General features: G+C 72.6%; 13 protein-coding genes and 1 pseudogene. 7 read left to right on the top strand and 7 right to left on the bottom strand.

Translation table 11 applies throughout. From position 1 onward, the window contains the following. Positions 1 to 72 precede the first annotated feature (72 nt). The 4 genes from OG737_RS03135 to OG737_RS03120 are packed head-to-tail and all read left to right on the top strand — an operon-like array spanning position 73 to position 4357. Entirely contained in the window at positions 73 to 2865 is a 2793-nt protein-coding gene (locus OG737_RS03135; RefSeq protein WP_405680281.1) for a nitrate- and nitrite sensing domain-containing protein, read from the top strand. Then, positions 2862 to 3299: a roadblock/LC7 domain-containing protein gene (locus OG737_RS03130; RefSeq protein WP_328924589.1), complete on the top strand. Its 438-nt coding sequence runs from the start codon at positions 2862 to 2864 to the stop codon at positions 3297 to 3299. Before OG737_RS03135 ends, OG737_RS03130 begins: the two co-directional genes overlap by 4 nt. A 10-nt stretch (positions 3300 to 3309) precedes the next feature. Continuing rightward, positions 3310 to 3750: a DUF742 domain-containing protein gene (locus OG737_RS03125; RefSeq protein ID WP_328924588.1), complete on the top strand. Its 441-nt coding sequence runs from the start codon at positions 3310 to 3312 to the stop codon at positions 3748 to 3750. Next, a complete protein-coding gene (locus OG737_RS03120; protein WP_388568946.1) occupies positions 3731 to 4357 on the top strand; it encodes an ATP/GTP-binding protein in 627 nt (208 codons plus the stop codon). Before OG737_RS03125 ends, OG737_RS03120 begins: the two co-directional genes overlap by 20 nt. Before the next feature lie 205 nt (positions 4358 to 4562). On the opposite strand, the gene OG737_RS03115 is transcribed toward OG737_RS03120, so the two are convergent. The 4 genes and pseudogenes from OG737_RS03115 to OG737_RS03100 form a co-directional block, all read right to left on the bottom strand. Next, positions 4563 to 5753, bottom strand: a complete 1191-nt coding sequence (locus OG737_RS03115) for a lipid-transfer protein (protein ID WP_405680282.1) — start codon at positions 5751 to 5753, stop codon at positions 4563 to 4565. After that, positions 5750 to 6211 carry a Zn-ribbon domain-containing OB-fold protein gene (locus tag OG737_RS03110; protein WP_405680284.1) on the bottom strand — a complete coding sequence of 154 codons (462 nt, stop codon included), beginning with the start codon at positions 6209 to 6211 and terminating at the stop codon, positions 5750 to 5752. Before OG737_RS03110 ends, OG737_RS03115 begins: the two co-directional genes overlap by 4 nt. Before the next feature lie 60 nt (positions 6212 to 6271). Continuing rightward, positions 6272 to 6610, bottom strand: a complete 339-nt coding sequence (locus OG737_RS03105) for a DUF962 domain-containing protein (RefSeq protein ID WP_328924585.1) — start codon at positions 6608 to 6610, stop codon at positions 6272 to 6274. A 13-nt stretch (positions 6611 to 6623) separates the two neighbouring features. Then, a pseudogene (locus tag OG737_RS03100) lies at positions 6624 to 7014 on the bottom strand (M15 family metallopeptidase); the annotation flags it as partial. A gap of 22 nt (positions 7015 to 7036) precedes the next feature. Between OG737_RS03100 and OG737_RS03095 the strand changes: the two are divergent. Then, positions 7037 to 7549, top strand: coding sequence for an NUDIX domain-containing protein (locus OG737_RS03095; protein WP_405680286.1), 513 nt, complete (start codon positions 7037 to 7039; stop codon positions 7547 to 7549). On the opposite strand, the gene OG737_RS03090 is transcribed toward OG737_RS03095, so the two are convergent. Beyond that, a complete protein-coding gene (locus tag OG737_RS03090) occupies positions 7537 to 9915 on the bottom strand; it encodes a glycoside hydrolase family 31 protein (protein ID WP_328924583.1) in 2379 nt (792 codons plus the stop codon). The genes OG737_RS03095 and OG737_RS03090 overlap by 13 nt on opposite strands. 211 nt (positions 9916 to 10126) lie before the next feature. Between OG737_RS03090 and OG737_RS03085 the strand changes: the two genes are divergently transcribed. Continuing rightward, positions 10127 to 12109 carry an acetoacetate--CoA ligase gene (locus OG737_RS03085; protein WP_405680287.1) on the top strand — a complete coding sequence of 661 codons (1983 nt, stop codon included), beginning with the start codon at positions 10127 to 10129 and terminating at the stop codon, positions 12107 to 12109. A 66-nt stretch (positions 12110 to 12175) separates the two neighbouring features. Then, complete coding sequence (locus tag OG737_RS03080; protein ID WP_405921160.1) at positions 12176 to 13153, top strand: hypothetical protein; 978 nt, start codon at positions 12176 to 12178, stop codon at positions 13151 to 13153. A 112-nt stretch (positions 13154 to 13265) separates the two neighbouring features. Here the strand turns inward: OG737_RS03080 and ptsP are convergent, their stop codons facing one another. Further along, positions 13266 to 14936 carry a phosphoenolpyruvate--protein phosphotransferase gene (ptsP, locus tag OG737_RS03075; RefSeq protein WP_405921159.1) on the bottom strand — a complete coding sequence of 557 codons (1671 nt, stop codon included), beginning with the start codon at positions 14934 to 14936 and terminating at the stop codon, positions 13266 to 13268. Positions 14937 to 15011: 75 nt separating this feature from the next. Further along, a complete protein-coding gene (locus tag OG737_RS03070; protein WP_328924579.1) occupies positions 15012 to 15461 on the bottom strand; it encodes a PTS glucose transporter subunit IIA in 450 nt (149 codons plus the stop codon). Positions 15462 to 16146: the final 685 nt, after the last annotated feature.

Here is a 16146-nt window from a genome sequence, read left to right as displayed (position 1 = left end):
CTCACGCCGTTTAAATGACGGAACACCGAACCCCCCGACAACGGGGTTGAGCTGGGGGAGGCTGGGGAGGCCATGCGCTTTCGCGGGAAGTCCATCCGCCGGAAGATCGTGGCGTTGCTCCTTGTGCCGCTCGTCTCCCTGACCGCCCTCTGGGGCTTCGCGACGGTCATCACCGGCCGCGAGGCCGTCCAACTCCTCGACGTCGCCTACGTCATCGACAAGGTGGGCTATCCCATCGAGGACGTCGTCCGCGTCATCCAGAAGGAACGCCGCCAGACCCTCGTCGTCATCGGCGACCCCCGTGCCTCCACCGCCACCACGGAGCTCGCCAAGCGCCGCGCCGCCACCGACGAGATCGTCGAGAAGATGGGCGCGAACGCCCGCGACCCCGAGGTCATCGAAGAGCTGAGCCCGCAGGGCGCCCAGCGCCTGCGGACCATCCTGGGCGCCTTGCACGGCATCGGAGCCCTCCGCCGCTCGGTCGACGAGAACACCCTCGACCCGAGCCAGGCGCTGGACCTCTACAGCCGACTCGTCGACCCCTGCTACGAGTTCCTCATGAATCTCCACGCGCTGGAGAACGTCGACATGGACAAGCAGGGCCGCGCCCTCGTCGGCATCACCCGCGCCCGCGAGACACTCTCCCGCGAGGACGCCGTCATCGCCTCCGCGCTCGCCGCGCGGAACATCAGCGCCGCCGACCTGCGCCACGTCTCCGACTTCGCCGCCAACCGCACCCTGCTCTACGACTTCAACCTCGCGAACCTCCCGGCCGCCGACCGCGAGCGCTTCGAGCACTACTGGGGCGCCGCCGAGACCAAGTCGCTGCGCGACGCGGAGGAGCGCTTCCTCGCCGGCGGCGCGGGCAAGAACCCGCGCGTCACGGCCGCCCAGTGGGACGAGGCCGCGACCAAGGTCCTCGACGAGCTCGCCGTCATGGGCACCGACGCCGGCGACCGCTACCAAAAGCGCGTCGAACCCGTCGCCATGGACGTCCTGGTGCAGGCAGCCGTCGCCGGCGTCCTCGGCTTCATCGCCCTCGCCTTCTCCCTGTTCCTCTCCGTCCGCATCGGCCGCGACCTGGTCCGCGACCTGTCCCGGCTCCGCAAGGAGGCCCACGAGGCCTCCGGCGTCCGGCTGCCGAGCGTGATGCGCCGCCTCGCCGCGGGCGAGCAGGTGGACGTGGAGACCGAGGCGCCCCACCTGGAGTACGAGAAGGACGAGGTCGGCCAGGTCGGCCAGGCCCTCAACTCCCTCCAGCGCGCCGCCGTCGAGGCCGCCGTCAAGCAGGCCGAGCTGCGCCGCGGCGTCTCCGAGGTCTTCGTCAACCTCGCCCGCCGCAACCAGGTGCTCCTGCACCGCCAGCTGACCCTCCTCGACACCATGGAGCGCCGCACCGAGGACACCGAGGAGCTCGCCGACCTCTTCCGCCTCGACCACATGACCACCCGCATGCGCCGCCACGCCGAAGGCCTGGTGATCCTGTCCGGCGCCGCGCCCTCCCGCCAGTGGCGCAAGCCCGTCCAGCTGATGGACGTCGTACGGGCCGCGGTCGCCGAGGTCGAGGACTACGAGCGCATCGAGGTGCGCCGGCTCCCGCGCCTGGGCATCGCCGGCCCCGCCGTCGCCGACGTCACCCACCTCGTCGCCGAACTCCTGGAGAACGCCACCGTGTTCTCGCCGCCGCACACCGCGGTCCAGGTGCTCGGCGAACGCGTCGCCAACGGCTTCACCCTGGAGATCCACGACCGCGGCCTCGGCATGAACCCCGAAGCACTGCTCGACGCGAACCTCCGGCTCGCCGAGACACCCGACTTCGAACTCTCCGACACCGACCGCCTCGGCCTGTTCGTCGTCAGCCGCCTCGCACAGCGCCACAGCGTCAAGGTCGTCCTCCAGCCCAGCCCGTACGGGGGCACCACCGCGGTGGTCTTCCTCCCCGCGGCCCTGCTGACCGACGCGCCCGACACCAACGGCACGGGCATCCGGCTCGACGCGGCCGGCAAGGCCGGGCGGTCCGGCAGGATCCCGTCCGCGCGGTCCGTGCCCGCCGCCGTCGAGCGGGCCCCCGCCGGCTCCGGCCGCTCGCTGCCGGCCCCCGAACTGCGAGGCCCGGTCGAACTGGAAGCCCCGATCGACGTCCTCGGCCTCGACGCGGTGGACGGCCTCGACACGGAGCCCGCCGCCCCGTCCGGCGCGGGCGCCCGTCCGGCCATGGCCACCCTGGACGACGAGACCCCGCCGAGCGGCACCCCGCGCAGCGCCCTGCTGGGGCTGCGCCCGGCGGACGGCCCGCACACCGACCGGCACCGGGACCGGGACCGCCACGCCGCCCTGCACGCGGAGCGGGCCGACGGTCGCCCGGGCGACCGCGAGACGCCGCCCCCCACCGGCCCGGTCCGGCTCGACACCCAGCGCGCGGAGACCCTCCGCCCCGACGGACCCCGCTCCCCGGGAGCCGTCCCGCTGCCGCGCCGCCGTCCCACCCCGACCCTGGTCGCCGAGCACGGCCGCCGCGTGGCGCCGCGCCCGGTGTCCGTGGTCCCGCAGCCCGCACCGGCGCCCGCACCCGGTGGGCCCGGCGCACCCGCAACACCCGGCGCCGCGAGCGCCGGGCTCCCGCGCCGGGTGCGCCAGGCCAGCCTGGCCCCGCAGCTCAAGAACACCCGGGCCGCCGCCTCCGACACCGCGGCCACCGCCCCGATGGCGGACCGCGACGCCGAGGACGTACGCACGCGCATGTCCGCACTCCAGCGAGGCTGGACGGCGGGCCGCAAGCAGCACGCTCAGCAGCAGTCCGAGACCGATGCAGGCACCTCCGCCGCCACCGGTCCGGGATACGAGAACGAAGGGGACGGTCGATGACCGCACCGCAGTCCGGAAACGACACCAGGGGCCGCGGCTCCGGCCCGCTCAACTGGCTCCTCGACGAGCTCGTCGACAAGGTCGGTTCCATCCGCAAGGCGGTGGTCCTTTCGGGCGACGGCCTGCCCACCGGCAGCTCCAAGGACCTGACCCGCGAGGACAGCGAGCACCTGGCGGCCGTGGCCTCCGGTTTCCACAGCCTGGCCAAGGGAGTCGGGCGGCACTTCGACTCCGGCACGGTCCGCCAGACGGTGGTCGAGCTCGACGAGGCGTTCCTGTTCGTCATGGCGGCCGGTGACGGCAGCTGCCTGGCCGTGCTCGCCGACGCCGACTCCGACGTCGGGCAGGTCGCGTACGAGATGACCCTGATGGTCAAGCGAGTCGGCGACCACCTGGCCATCGCCCCGCGCACCGGGCTGCCAGCCGGAGGGTGAGACGGACGGCATGAGCGATTCAGGCCAGGACCGCCCCACCCGCACGCCGGCCGGGGACCAGGACCCCGCCCTCGGCCACGCGCACTGGTTCGACGACGACGCGGGTCCCGTCGTGCGTCCGTACGCCATGACCCGCGGCCGGACCAGCCACGCGGGCCAGCACCGGCTCGACCTGATCGCGCTCGTCGTCGCCGAACCGGCCGCCGACGACCCGGTCTGGGACCTGACGCTGTCCCCGGAACACGCCCACATCCTCGGGCTGTGCCGGGACCGGCCGCAGTCGGTCGCCGAACTCGCGGCGGAACTCGACCTCGCGGTCGGCGTCGTACGGGTCCTGATCGGCGACCTGACCGACGAGGAACTGGTCCATGTGACCCGGCCGGTACCGCCGGCCGAACTGCCCGATGAATCCATTCTGCGTGAGGTGATCGATGGCCTTCGGGCGCTCTAGCCGCACCGGTGCCATGCATGCCGTGTCACCGGTCGAGCCGCTGACCTTGAAGATCCTGGTCGCGGGCGGCTTCGGGGTGGGCAAAACCACCCTGGTCAGTGCGGTAAGCGAGATCAGACCGCTGCGGACCGAGGAACTCCTCTCGGAGCCGGGCGCCGCCATCGACGACACCGGGGGAGTGGAGGGCAAGAACACCACGACCGTGGCCATGGACTTCGGGCGCATCACGCTGCGCGAGGACCTGGTCCTGTACCTGTTCGGCACGCCCGGGCAGGACCGGTTCTGGTTCCTGTGGGACGAGCTGGCCCAGGGCTCGCTCGGCGCCGTCGTCCTCGCGGACACCCGCCGCCTCGCCGACTGCTTCGCCGCCATCGACTACTTCGAGCGGCGTGAGCTCCCGTTCGTCGTCGCCGTGAACTGCTTCGACGGCGCGGACCGGCACCCCGTGGTGACCGTACGGGAAGCGCTCGACCTCGACGCCGGGGTGCCGGTGCTGCTCTGCGACGCGCGGGACCGGGAGTCCGTGAAGGACGTGCTCGTCGGGGTCGTGGAACACGCGATGTCCCTGGCACGGGCGCGGCGCCGGAGCCTGACGGCCGGGGCCTGACACGGAGGCGGCCCGTACCCCCGCCGACTGGGGTACGGGCCGCAGCTCTCACGGGGGGATTCGGGTGTCCCGGAAGCGGTGCCGGACTGTGGAGCGAGTGTGAACCCGCCACCGGGGGCCGTCAAGCGTTCCGGCACGCCCGCCGGCACACCCGCCGGCAAAACCTCCGGAAACAGCCGTCGGCGACACCCACGGGAACGCCCGCTCAGCGCACGGCGACGACGGCCGACCCGTGGCCGAACAGGCCCTGGTTCGCGGTGATCCCGGCCCGGGCCCCCGGCACCTGCCGGTCCCCGGCCGTACCGCGCAGCTGCCACGTCAGCTCGCACACCTGTGCGATGGCCTGTGCCGGAACCGCCTCCCCGAAGGAGGCCAGCCCCCCGCTCGTGTTGACGGGAACCCGCCCGCCCAGCGCCGTCGCCCCCTCCCGGACGAGCTTGGCCCCCTCGCCCTCCCCGCACAGTCCGATGTCCTCGTACCACTCCAGCTCCAGAGCGGTGGACAGGTCGTACACCTCGGCGAGGGAGACGTCGTCCGGGCCGAGGCCCGCCTCCTCGTACGCGGCGCGCGCGATCGAAGCCCGGAAGGAGCCCGCCGCGGGGCGGACGGCCACCGCCGAGTCCGTGGCGATGTCCGGGAGGTCCAGCACCGTACGCGGATACGTGGGCGTCACCGTCGACACGGCCCGGATCCGCACCGGGTCCGCGATCCCGCGCGAGCGCGCGAAGTCCATGCTGGTCAGCACCAGGGCGGCGCCCCCGTCGGAGGTGGCGCAGATGTCGAGCAGCCGGAGCGGATCGGCGACCACCGCCGACGCGGCGACCTCCTCCGCGGTGACCGTGTTGCGGTAGCGGGCGTTCGGGTTGAGCGCCCCGGCGGCCGCGTTCTTCACCTTGACCTGGGCGAAGTCCTCCGGTGTGTCCCCGTACACGGCCATCCGGCGGCGGGCGTACAGCGCGAAGTACGCCGGATTGGTGGCGCCCAGCACGCGGAAGCGCAGCCAGTCCGGATCGTCCGGCCGGTCGCCGCCCGCCGGCGCGAAGAAACCCTTGGGCGCCGCGTCCGCGCCCACCACCAGGACCACGTCCGCCAGGCCGGCCAGGATCTGCGCCCGGGCGGTCCCGATCGCCTGGGCGCCGGAGGCGCAGGCCGCGTACACGCTGGTCACCCGGGCGCCCTGCCAGCCCAGCGCCCGGGCGAAGGTGGCGCCGGCCACGTAGCCCGGGTAGCCGGAGCGCACGGTGTCGGCGCCGACGATCGACCCCACGTCCGACCAGTCCAGTCGGGCGTCCGCCAGCGCCGCCCGCGCGGCGGCCCTCCCGTACTCGACGAAACTGCGGCCCCACTTGCCCCAGGCGTGCATGCCCGCCCCGAGGACGGCGATGTCCGCGCTCACGCCGCACCTCCGACCGGCTTGAACCGCCAGGTGGTCCAGGCGGTCCCGGTGTCCGCATCCTCGTTCAGCACACCGCCCACCACCTCGACCTCCATCCCGACCGCCAGGTCGCCGACGCCCACACCGGGCGCCGCCTGCCCCAGCACCACCATCCCCTCGGCCTCCAGCTCCACCGCGACCAGGGTGTACGGCTCCCAGGGCGCGGCGGGGTCGGACACGTACGGCGCGGGCGGCCGGTAGCGCCCGTCGGTGTAGGACCAGACCCGCCCGCGCCGGGACAGCGGCACCTCGGCGAGCTCGCCGCCGCCGGGGCAGTGCGGGTTGCGGCAGTAGGCGTCCTCGCGCGGGAAGAACACCGCGGTGCAGGCCGAACACCGGGTACCGAGCAGCCGGAAACCGCCGTCCGCGGCGCTTTCGGTGAACCACCCGCGCACGACGGGTGTACGTGTGAGTGCCAAGACCCCTCCCCTACAGAAACTGACGCATCGTCAGGAGTCTGCCACGGGCGGGCTACCGGGTCACCGGTTCTCGGCGAGCCACTTCCGCGCGATCTCGCCCAGCTCCGCGTCCCGGCCGGCCAGCATCATCCGGATCATCTGCGCGTCCCCGCGCAGCGACCACCCCGGATTCCCGAAGGTCGCCGGATTGTTCCCCTCGATCAGGAAGTGCGCCGGCCACGCCGTCCCGTACCCGATGAGCGGGAGCGCGGCGAGATAGCGCCTGCGGCCGCGCGCCAGCCCGTAGCCGGTCACCGCGAGCCCGGTGAGCGTGCCGGCGAGATGGATCCAGCGGGTGGCGGCGCGCGAGTGCATCGCGACGTAGTACGGCCAGAATTCCTCGTACGAGCTGAAAGTCATGCGGGCACGGTACTCACGGCCGGACGGCGGCGACAGCGACGGGGAAGTCGAAATACGTGTCGGGAAAAGCCTCGGGCCTGAAGGTGAAGTGCCACCATTCCTCGGGCAGGTTGACGAATCCCTGCTCACCGAGCGCGCGCCTCAGCACCTCGCGGCCCGTGCGGGCCCCGCCCGAGATCCGGGGGATCGCCGGTGTGGGAGCGCGGATCGACGAACAGCCGGCTCCGCTCCACGTGCGGGTAGAACTCCGCCTTGGCCTCCAGGCCATCCGGGCCGTCAGGCCCCCGGGCCCACCGCACGAACCGTTCGACCGCCCGCCGCGGCCGACAACAGTCGTACACCCGCCGCGAATAGCCGCGCCGCGGCAGCCCCCGCTGCGCCCGCCGCAACCCCTCCGCGGCCGGCCCCTTGGCATACCATCGCGGGATGCCGGAACAGCTGAGGGACTCGCACTGCTCCACCTGCGGAACGCGCTACGCCACGACCGACTGGCCCCGCACCTGCGAGGCGTGCGGAGCCACCGCCTACCGCAACCCGCTCCCGGTGGCCGTCGCCCTCCTCCCGGTCGAAGACGAGAAGGGCACCGGCCTCGTCGTCATCACCCGCGCCATCGCCCCCGCCCTCGGCGGCATCGCCCTGCCCGGCGGCTTCATCGACTTCGGCGAGGACTGGCGCGACGCCGTCGTCCGCGAACTCCGCGAAGAGACCGGAATCAAGGCCCCCGCCTCGGAGGTCACCCTGGCCGACACCCTCAGCTCCCCGGCCGGCCACCTTCTGATCTTCGGCCTCCTCCCGCTCCGCCCCGCCGCAGGCCTGCCCGCCTCGACACCGACGGACGAGACCACGGGGTGGCACATCCTGCGCACCCCGACCGAACTGGCCTTCCCCCTCCACACCCGGGCCGCCTCCGCCTGGTTCGCGGGCCGCTACACCTGCTGAGCCGCGTCGAGACCCCGTACGACGACGCCCTCGACCGCATCTCCCGTCTCCGACTCCACCACCACCGCCTCCCCGGCCCACCGCACGGTGTACCGCTCCACGGCGCCCGGCTCGAAGCCCGGACCCGGGTCCCGGATCACCACCCCGCCGCCCGTGCGGCCCCGCGCCGGAGCCCAGACCTCCAGGGTCACCCCGCCGTCACCCGCCGCGGACCGCACCGGCAGCACCGCCCCCGCCCGCGCCAGCACCGGGATCCGTCCCGGCGGCGCGTCCAGCAGGATCTGGCCCGGGCCCTCGTACGCCTCACCGGTCACGGTGTCGTACCAGCGCCCCCGCGGCAGCCGTACCGCCCGCCGGTCCGCCCCGCACTCCAGCACCGGGGCGACCAGCAGCGCGTCGCCCAGCAGGAACGCGTCCTCGCAGTCCCGCAGCCGCCGCTCCTCCGGAGCGCCCCACCACAGCGGCCGCACGTACGGCGCCCCCGTCCGCCGCGCCAGGTGGGCCAGCGTCACGAAGTACGGCCGCAGCCGCTCCCGCTCCGCGAGCAGGTCGCGCGCCCGCTCCTCCACCTCGGGCCCGAACTCCCACGGCTCCCGCCGCCCCGCCCAGATCGCCGAATGGGTCCGGAACAGCGGCAGGTACGCACCCAGCTGCAGCCACCGCAGGTACAGCTCGGGGGAGGGGGACCCGCCGAAGCCGCCGACGTCCGGGCCCGAGTACGGCACCCCGCACAGGCCGAGCCCCAGCACCAGCGCCAGCGAGGCCCGCAGCCCCTCCCAGCTCGTCTCCACGTCCCCCGACCACGTGCCCCCGTACCTCTGCATGCCCGCCCACCCCGACCGGGAGAACAGGAACGGCCGCTCGGCGGGCCGTAACCGGACCAGCCCCTCCCACCCCGCCCGCGCCATCCCGAGCCCGTACACGTTGTGCCCCGCCCGGTGGTCGCCGCCCGCGCCGTCCATCGCGTGCCGCGCCGACCGCGGCAGCGTGGCGTCCCCGAAGGGGGTGAAGGACACCGGCTCGTTCATGTCGTGCCAGAAACCGGCGAAGCCCTGCCCGAGGCGCTCCTCGTACAGCCCGCCCCACCACTCCCGCACCGCCGGATCCGTGAAGTCCGGGTACACGCACTCGCCCGGCCAGACCTCGCCGCGCACCTCCCGGCCCGCCGCGTCCCGTATGAACGCACCGCCCGCCCCCACCGCGCGCCCCGACGCGTGCACCGCGTCCCCCGTCTTCACCGCCGGATCCACGATCGAGACGAGCCGCACCCCCCGCTCCCCCAACTCCCTTGCCAGTCCCGGCAGATCGGGGAACCGCTCCTCGTCCACCGTGAACACCCGGTGCCCGTCGTAGTGGTCGATGTCCAGGTGTACGGCCGACAGCGCGAGCCCGCGCGAGGCGTAGCCCCCGACCACCCGGCGCACCTCCGCCGCGCTCCCGAACCCCCACCGCGCGTGCTGGTACCCCAGCGCCCACTCCGGCGGCACCGCCGCCGCACCCGTCAGCCCCGACCAGCCCTGCAGCACCCGCGCCGGCGTCCCCACCAGCACCCAGCACCTGAGCGGCCCGCCCTCCATGCGCAGTTCGCTCGCCCCCGGACGGTCCACCCCCGAACCGGCGCCCTCCTCGCCCTCGCGCAACACCACCCGGCCTTCCCACGAGTTGTCGTGGAACACCAGGTGCGTCCCCGCGTCCGCCACCACCATCTGCACCGGCATCGTCAGGTACAGCGGATCGTCACCCGGCCCGAAGCCGCCCTTCGGGTCCGTGTTCCACAGCCGGTACACCCCGTCCCGCAGCCTCGGGCCCGCGGCCCGCCCGCCCAGCCCGAAGAACCGCGCGTCCGCCGCCACCTCGCCCCGCTGCAGCCACCGCGCCCCCGCCCCGTCGCCGTCGGCGGCGTCCACCGGCTCCCACCACCGCGGCGGCAGCTCACGCCGCAGGACGGTCCCGCCCGGCGTGCGCACCTCCACCGCCCCGGTCCGGGACACCGCCACCGTCACCCGCTCCGACACCACCCGCCAGCCACCTTCGGTGTCCGGCTCCAGCACCGCCCGCGGATCCGGCTCCGGCCCCGTGCCCACCACCGCGTACGAGGGAGTCGGCCCGGCCCCGTCCCAGCCCCAGAACACCGCCCCGCCCACGGTGACCCGTACCAGCAGCTCCGACCGCGCGAACCGCAGCACACCCCCGCCCGGCCGCGGCTCCGTACCGGTCAGCAGCCCCGGCACCCGCGCCCGCTCAGCGCCCCGGCGCGCGAGCCCCACCGCGTCCGCGCGCCGGTGGCGCCACGACGAGAGCCAGGCGCGCCGTCCGCGCTCCGTACCGATGTCCTTCACCGCACGCACCAGATCACGACCGTTCATGCCGCTCACCCTGCCACCGGCCTCCGGCCCAAGGGGCTGCGTTCAACTGCCGTTCACCCTTGAAGTGATCTCGCCCGGCCACCCGGGGCAGCCCTGGTGCGGACGTCGATCACATGGCATCGTCCCAGTGAGCCGCCGCGCACCCACCCCCCGCGCGATGGCACCGTACGCACACGAAGCGCGAGCCGCAGACTTGACCGGGAGCCGACCCATGACCTCAGCCACGCAGCCGGAACCCCTCTGGGCCCCGGGCCCCGACCGGATCGCCGCGGCCCGGATCACCGCCTTCCAAGCCTGGGCGGCGGAGCGCTTCGGAGCCCCGGTCGAGGGCGGCTACCCCGCCCTGCACGCCTGGTCCGTCGATGAGCTCGACACCTTCTGGCAGGCCGTCGCCGAGTGGTTCGACGTCCGCTTCACCACCCCGTACCAGTCCGTCCTCGCCGACCGCTCCATGCCCGGCGCGCACTGGTTCGCCGGATCCACCCTCAACTACGCCGAGCACGCCCTGCGCGCCGCCGAGGACCCGGCCCGCGCCGACGACGCCGCCCTGCTGTACGTGGACGAGACCCACGAGGCCACCCCCGTCACCTGGGCCGGCCTCCGCCGCCAGGTCGGCTCCCTCGCCGCCGAACTGCGCGCCCTCGGCGTGCGCCCCGGCGACCGGGTCAGCGGCTACCTCCCCAACATCCCCGAGTCCGTCGTCGCCCTCCTCGCCACAGCCGCCGTCGGCGGGGTCTGGACCTCCTGCGCCCCCGACTTCGGCGCCCGCAGCGTCCTCGACCGCTTCCAGCAGGTCGAGCCGGTCATCCTGTTCGCCGTGGACGGCTACCGCTACGGCGGCAAGCAGCACGACCGCCGCGACACCGTAGCCGAGCTCCGCGCCGAGCTGCCTTCGCTGCGCGCCGTCGTCCACATCCCGCTGCTGGGTACGGAGGCCCCGGAGGGAGCCCTGGCCTGGTCGGACCTGACCTCCGCGGACACCGAGCCCGTTTTCGAGGCGGTCCCCTTCGACCACCCCCTCTGGGTCCTGTACTCCTCCGGCACGACCGGCCTGCCCAAGGCCATCGTCCAGTCCCAGGGCGGCATCCTCCTCGAACACCTCAAGCAGCTCGGCCTGCACTGCGACCTCGGCCCGGAGGACCGGTTCTTCTGGTACACCTCCACCGGCTGGATGATGTGGAACTTCCTCGTCTCCGGCCTGCTCACCGGCACCACCGTCGTCCTGTACGACGGCAGTCCCGGCTATCCCGACACCGGCGCCCAGTGGCGCATCGCCGAGCGGACCGGGGCCACCCTCTACGGCACCTCCGCCGCGTACGTCATGGCCTGCCGCAAGGCCGAGGTCCACCCGTCCCGCGACTTCGACCTCTCCGCCGTCAAGTGCGTGGCGACCACCGGCTCCCCGCTCCCGCCCGACGGCTTCCGCTGGCTGCACGACGAGGTCGCCGAGGACCTGTGGATCGCCTCCGTCAGCGGCGGCACCGACGTCTGCAGCTGCTTCGCCGGCGCCGTCCCCACCCTCCCCGTCCACATCGGCGAGCTCCAGGCAGCCTGTCTCGGCACGGACCTCCAGGCCTGGGACCCGTCAGGCAAGCCCGTCGTCGGCGAGGTCGGCGAACTCGTCGTCACCAACCCCATGCCGTCCATGCCGGTCCGGTTCTGGAACGACCCCGACGGCAGCCGCTACCGCGAGAGCTACTTCGAGATGTTCCCGGGCGTCTGGCGCCACGGGGACTGGATCACCATCACCGACCACGGCTCGGTGATCATCCACGGCCGCTCCGACTCCACCCTGAACCGCCAGGGCGTCCGGATGGGCTCCGCCGACATCTACGAGGCCGTCGAGCGCCTCCCTGAGATCAAGGAATCCCTGGTCATCGGCCTGGAGGAGCCGAACGGCGGCTACTGGATGCCGCTCTTCGTCCACCTCGCGCCCGGCGCCGCCCTCGACGACGACCTCCGCGCCAAGATCAAGGCGACCATCCGCGACGAGCTCTCCCCGCGCCACGTCCCCGACGAGGTCATCGAGGTCCCGGCTATCCCACACACGCTCACCGGCAAGCGCATCGAGGTCCCGGTCAAGCGCCTCCTGCAGGGCGCGCCTCTGGCCAAGGCGGTCAACCCGGGCTCCGTCGACAACCTCGACCTCCTCTACTTCTACGAGGAGCTGGCCCGCACCCGCACCCGCGGCTGAGCCCACTGTCAGTGGCTCTGATTACTCTGAGTGAGCAAGTGATCGCCGTGCCACTCAGGGGGAGCCATGCCACGGAAGAAAGACACCACCAGGACGAACAGCACCGCCGGGACCTCGCGGACCACTCGGACCACTCGGTCCACCCGGACCGCCCGGACCGCGAGGAACAGCGGCACCGACCGGCGCCGCAGGCTGCGCCGCGAGGTCCCCGGCACCATCGGCCTCCTGGCCGACGCCGGGGACTTCGCGGCCATGCGCGCCTACCGCAGCTTCGTGTTCGACGACCACCAGGACTACCTCCGCCACGTCGACGGGCTGCTCCGGTCCCTCGCGGCCGAGGGCATCCACACCACCGTCGTACTCTTCGATCCCGAGGAGTACGCCGAATACGTCGCGGAGCACGGCCTCGACCCTGACACCGCCGAGGCCCGCACCCTGTTCACCGCGGAACTGGCGGGCACGGGCGCAGGCCTGCCCCATGCCGGCCGGCCCATCGACGAACTCGTCCCGCTCCTCGTGGACGAGGCCGTCCGGCAGGCCACCTGGGAATACGCGACGGCGCTCCTCGCCGGCGTCGGCAGCTGCGCGGACTGCGGCGAGGACATCGGCCAAGCCTCTTTCGAGCGCGCCACGGCCGTGCTCCGACGGCTCATGGCCGGCGCCGGACCCGGTCGGCACCACCTCGTGTGCAGCGTGCCGACGGAGACGGAACAGCTCGTCGCCGTCCTGCACGCCGAGACCGGCACCGACCCCGGGGTGCCGCCCCGGATGGAGGGTCGTGACGGCCTCGACTTCGTGACCGTGCTGGCCGCCGGGCTCGCCCTCGGCGGCCCCGGGGGACTGGTACTGCGCAGCACCACCGAGGACCACGGGGACCGGGTCCACGGCTGGCGCCTGGACCGCGGCCGCCTCGCCGTGCTCTCGGCCGCGGCCGTGTTCAACGCCTACTGCACGGACGCCGACACCGGGGAGCCCGTCGCCCCGGAACCGGGCGTCGAATACTGCCCGGGCTACGAGGTGGACGGCCCGGGCCCACACCACTGAAAGAGGGGAGCGCTAAAGAGGGAGTGTGAAGGAAGGGGAGCGCGGCAGAACGGTCGAGGGGCCCTCGCCACCGGCGAAGGCCCCTCGATCGAACACGGTCCGCGCTCCGCGGCTACTCGCCGGAGAGCACCGCCTGGGCGGCCACGCGGGCCTCGTCCGCGCTGTCGCACGCACGCGCCGCGGCTGCGGCGCGCTCGCACTGCGCCAGGGTGTACTTGGCGAGCGTCGCCCGCACGTACGGAATGGAAGCGGCACCCATCGACAGAGAGGTGACGCCCAGACCCGTCAGCACACAGGCCAGCAGCGGGTCCGAAGCGGCCTCGCCACAGACACCACAGCTCTTGCCCTCCGCCCTGGCGGCATCGGCCGACATGGCGATCAGGTCGAGCAGTGCCGGCTGCCAAGGGTCCTGCAGCCGCGACACCGCACCGACCTGACGGTCGGCGGCGAAAGCGTACTGGGCGAGGTCGTTGGTGCCCAACGACAGGAACTCGACCTCCTGGAGGATCGAGCGCGCCCGGAGCGCGGCGGAGGGGATCTCCACCATGGCGCCGAACTTCGCCTTCAGCCCGGCCGCGCGGCACGCGTCCGCGAACGCCTTGGCGTCGGTCCGGTCCGCCACCATCGGGGCCATGACCTCGAGGTAGACGGGCAGCCCCTCGGCGGCCTTGGCCAGCGCGGTGAGCTGCGTACGCAGTACATCCGGGTGGTCGAGCAGCGAGCGCAGACCACGGACACCCAGTGCCGGGTTCGGCTCGTCGGCGGGGGTCAGGAAGTCCAGCGGCTTGTCCGCGCCGGCGTCCAGGACGCGTACGACGACACGGCCCTCGGGGAAGGCTTCGAGCACCTTGCGGTAGGACTCGATCTGCTTCTCCTCGGACGGAGCCTTCTTGCTGTCGTCCAAGAACAGGAACTCGGTGCGGAACAGGCCCACACCCTCCGCCCCGGCCTCCACGGCAGTCGGCACGTCCGCCGGACCGCCGACATTGGCCAGAAGCGGCACCTTGTGACCGTCGGAGGTCGCGCCCGGACCGGACGACGCGGCGAGAGCGGCCTTGCGCTCGGCGGCCGCGGCCTCCAGCTCGGCCCGCTTCTCGTCGCTCGGCTCGACGAACAGGTCACCCGTGCTGCCGTCGACGGCGATGATCGTACCCTCGGCGATCTCACCCGCCCCCGGCAGCGCCACGATCGCCGGGACGCCCAGCGCCCGCGCGAGGATCGCACTGTGGCTTGTCGGGCCTCCTTCCTCGGTGACGAAGCCGAGGACCAGGGTCGGGTCGAGCAGAGCGGTGTCGGCGGGTGCAAGGTCCCGCGCGATCAGCACGTACGGCTCGTCGCTGTCGGGCACACCCGGCATCGGAACGCCAAGCAGGCGCGCCACGATGCGGTTCCGTACGTCGTCCAGGTCGGCCACCCGGCCGGCCATGTACTCGCCGGCCCCCGCGAGCAGGTCACGGTAGGAGGCGAACGCGTCGTAGATACCGCGCTCGGCGGTGCTGCCGACGGCGATCCGCCGGTCGACGTCCGCCATCAGCTCGGGGTCCGTGGCGATCATCGCCTGGGCCTCGAGAACGTGCTGGGCCTCGCCGCCCGCCAGCTGGCCGCGCGCGGTCAGGTCGGCCGATACAGCCTCCACGGCCTTGCGGGCGCGCCCCTGTTCGCGCTCCGCCTCGTCCGCGGTGATCTGCCTGGCCGGCGGCTCGAGAACCGCCGTACCCATATGCCGGACTTCGCCGATAGCCACCCCGTGGCTCACGCCGACGCCTCGCAGCGTTGTCTCCATTTCACCCGTCTCCGATTGAGCGGCGGCCCCAGCCGCCGCGGTGGATGTCCGACTCGCCCGTGCAGGCGGAGGGCTTCACTGCCAGCTGAAGAGAGCGTCGTCAGCCTTTACGTCCCCGGACTCGACGACGGCGGAGAGGGAGTCGGCAGTTGCTTCGAGCGCCACGACGGGACAGATGGGGGACTTGCCCGCGGCCTCGACCGCGGCCGGGTTCCAACGGATGACGGCCTGACCACGGGTCACGGTGTCGCCCTTGTTGACGAGCAGCTCGAAGCCCTCGCCGTTCAGCTGAACGGTGTCGATCCCCAGGTGCGTGAGCACACCGTGGCCTTCGCCGTCGACTACTACGTACGCGTGCGGGTGCAGGGAGACGATCACACCGTCGACGGGGGACACCGCCTCCGAGGGCTCGCGCACGGGATCAATAGCGGTGCCCGGTCCCACCATCGCGCCGGAGAACACCGGATCGGGCACTGCCGCGAGTCCGATGGCGCGCCCGGCAAGTGGGGACGTCACGCTGGTCATGGGGGCCTCCCAGGGGTGGGGCTGCTCGCGTCGCCGTCACTACCTGTCGCGAACGGCGTACTCTTCAGCAGGATATGTCACGGGATGTTCGGGTTCGCCCGATGCTTGTCCTGATCCGGGCTGGTCCTTAGGCACGGAGACTAGTGGACTAGACCGGTGGACTAGACCATACGCCTGAATCGATTTGCTTGGGCACCAGCAGGCCTGTACTGTCGAGACTCCCGCCAGGACGCCCCGTGTGAACATCTCGCGAACGTCTGATGGACGGGACTCCTCCTCTTCAGTTCCGATCTTGATCTCGATTGCTTTTCCCATGCCCTTCGGTAATGCGGTGAGTGGTCAGAGAGACAGGGAATCGCTGATAGAGTCGGAATCGCCGGAAAGGGAAAGCGCGAAAGCGCAAACCTGGAAAGCGCCGAGGAAGTCGGACACGAAAGAGTCTGATAGAATCGAAAACGCAAGAACACAGAACGAAAGCCCGGAGGAAAGCCCCAGTAATTGATACTGAGGGTGAGTACAAAGGAAGCGTCCGTTCCTTGAGAACTCAACAGCGTGCCAAAAATCAACGCCAGAAGTTGATACCCCGTCCACTTCGGTGGATGAGGTTCCTTTGAAAAAGACCTGTGAGGCTTCCTCGTGGAGCACTTGCAGGCAACAACACAGCGAGGACGTTGTGGCGCGTCGG

Source organism: Streptomyces sp. NBC_00122, from assembly GCF_045160845.1.
Taxonomy (GTDB): domain Bacteria; phylum Actinomycetota; class Actinomycetes; order Streptomycetales; family Streptomycetaceae; genus Streptomyces.
Note: the sequence above shows the minus strand (reverse complement) of the source record. Positions and strands in the feature narration are given on the sequence as shown.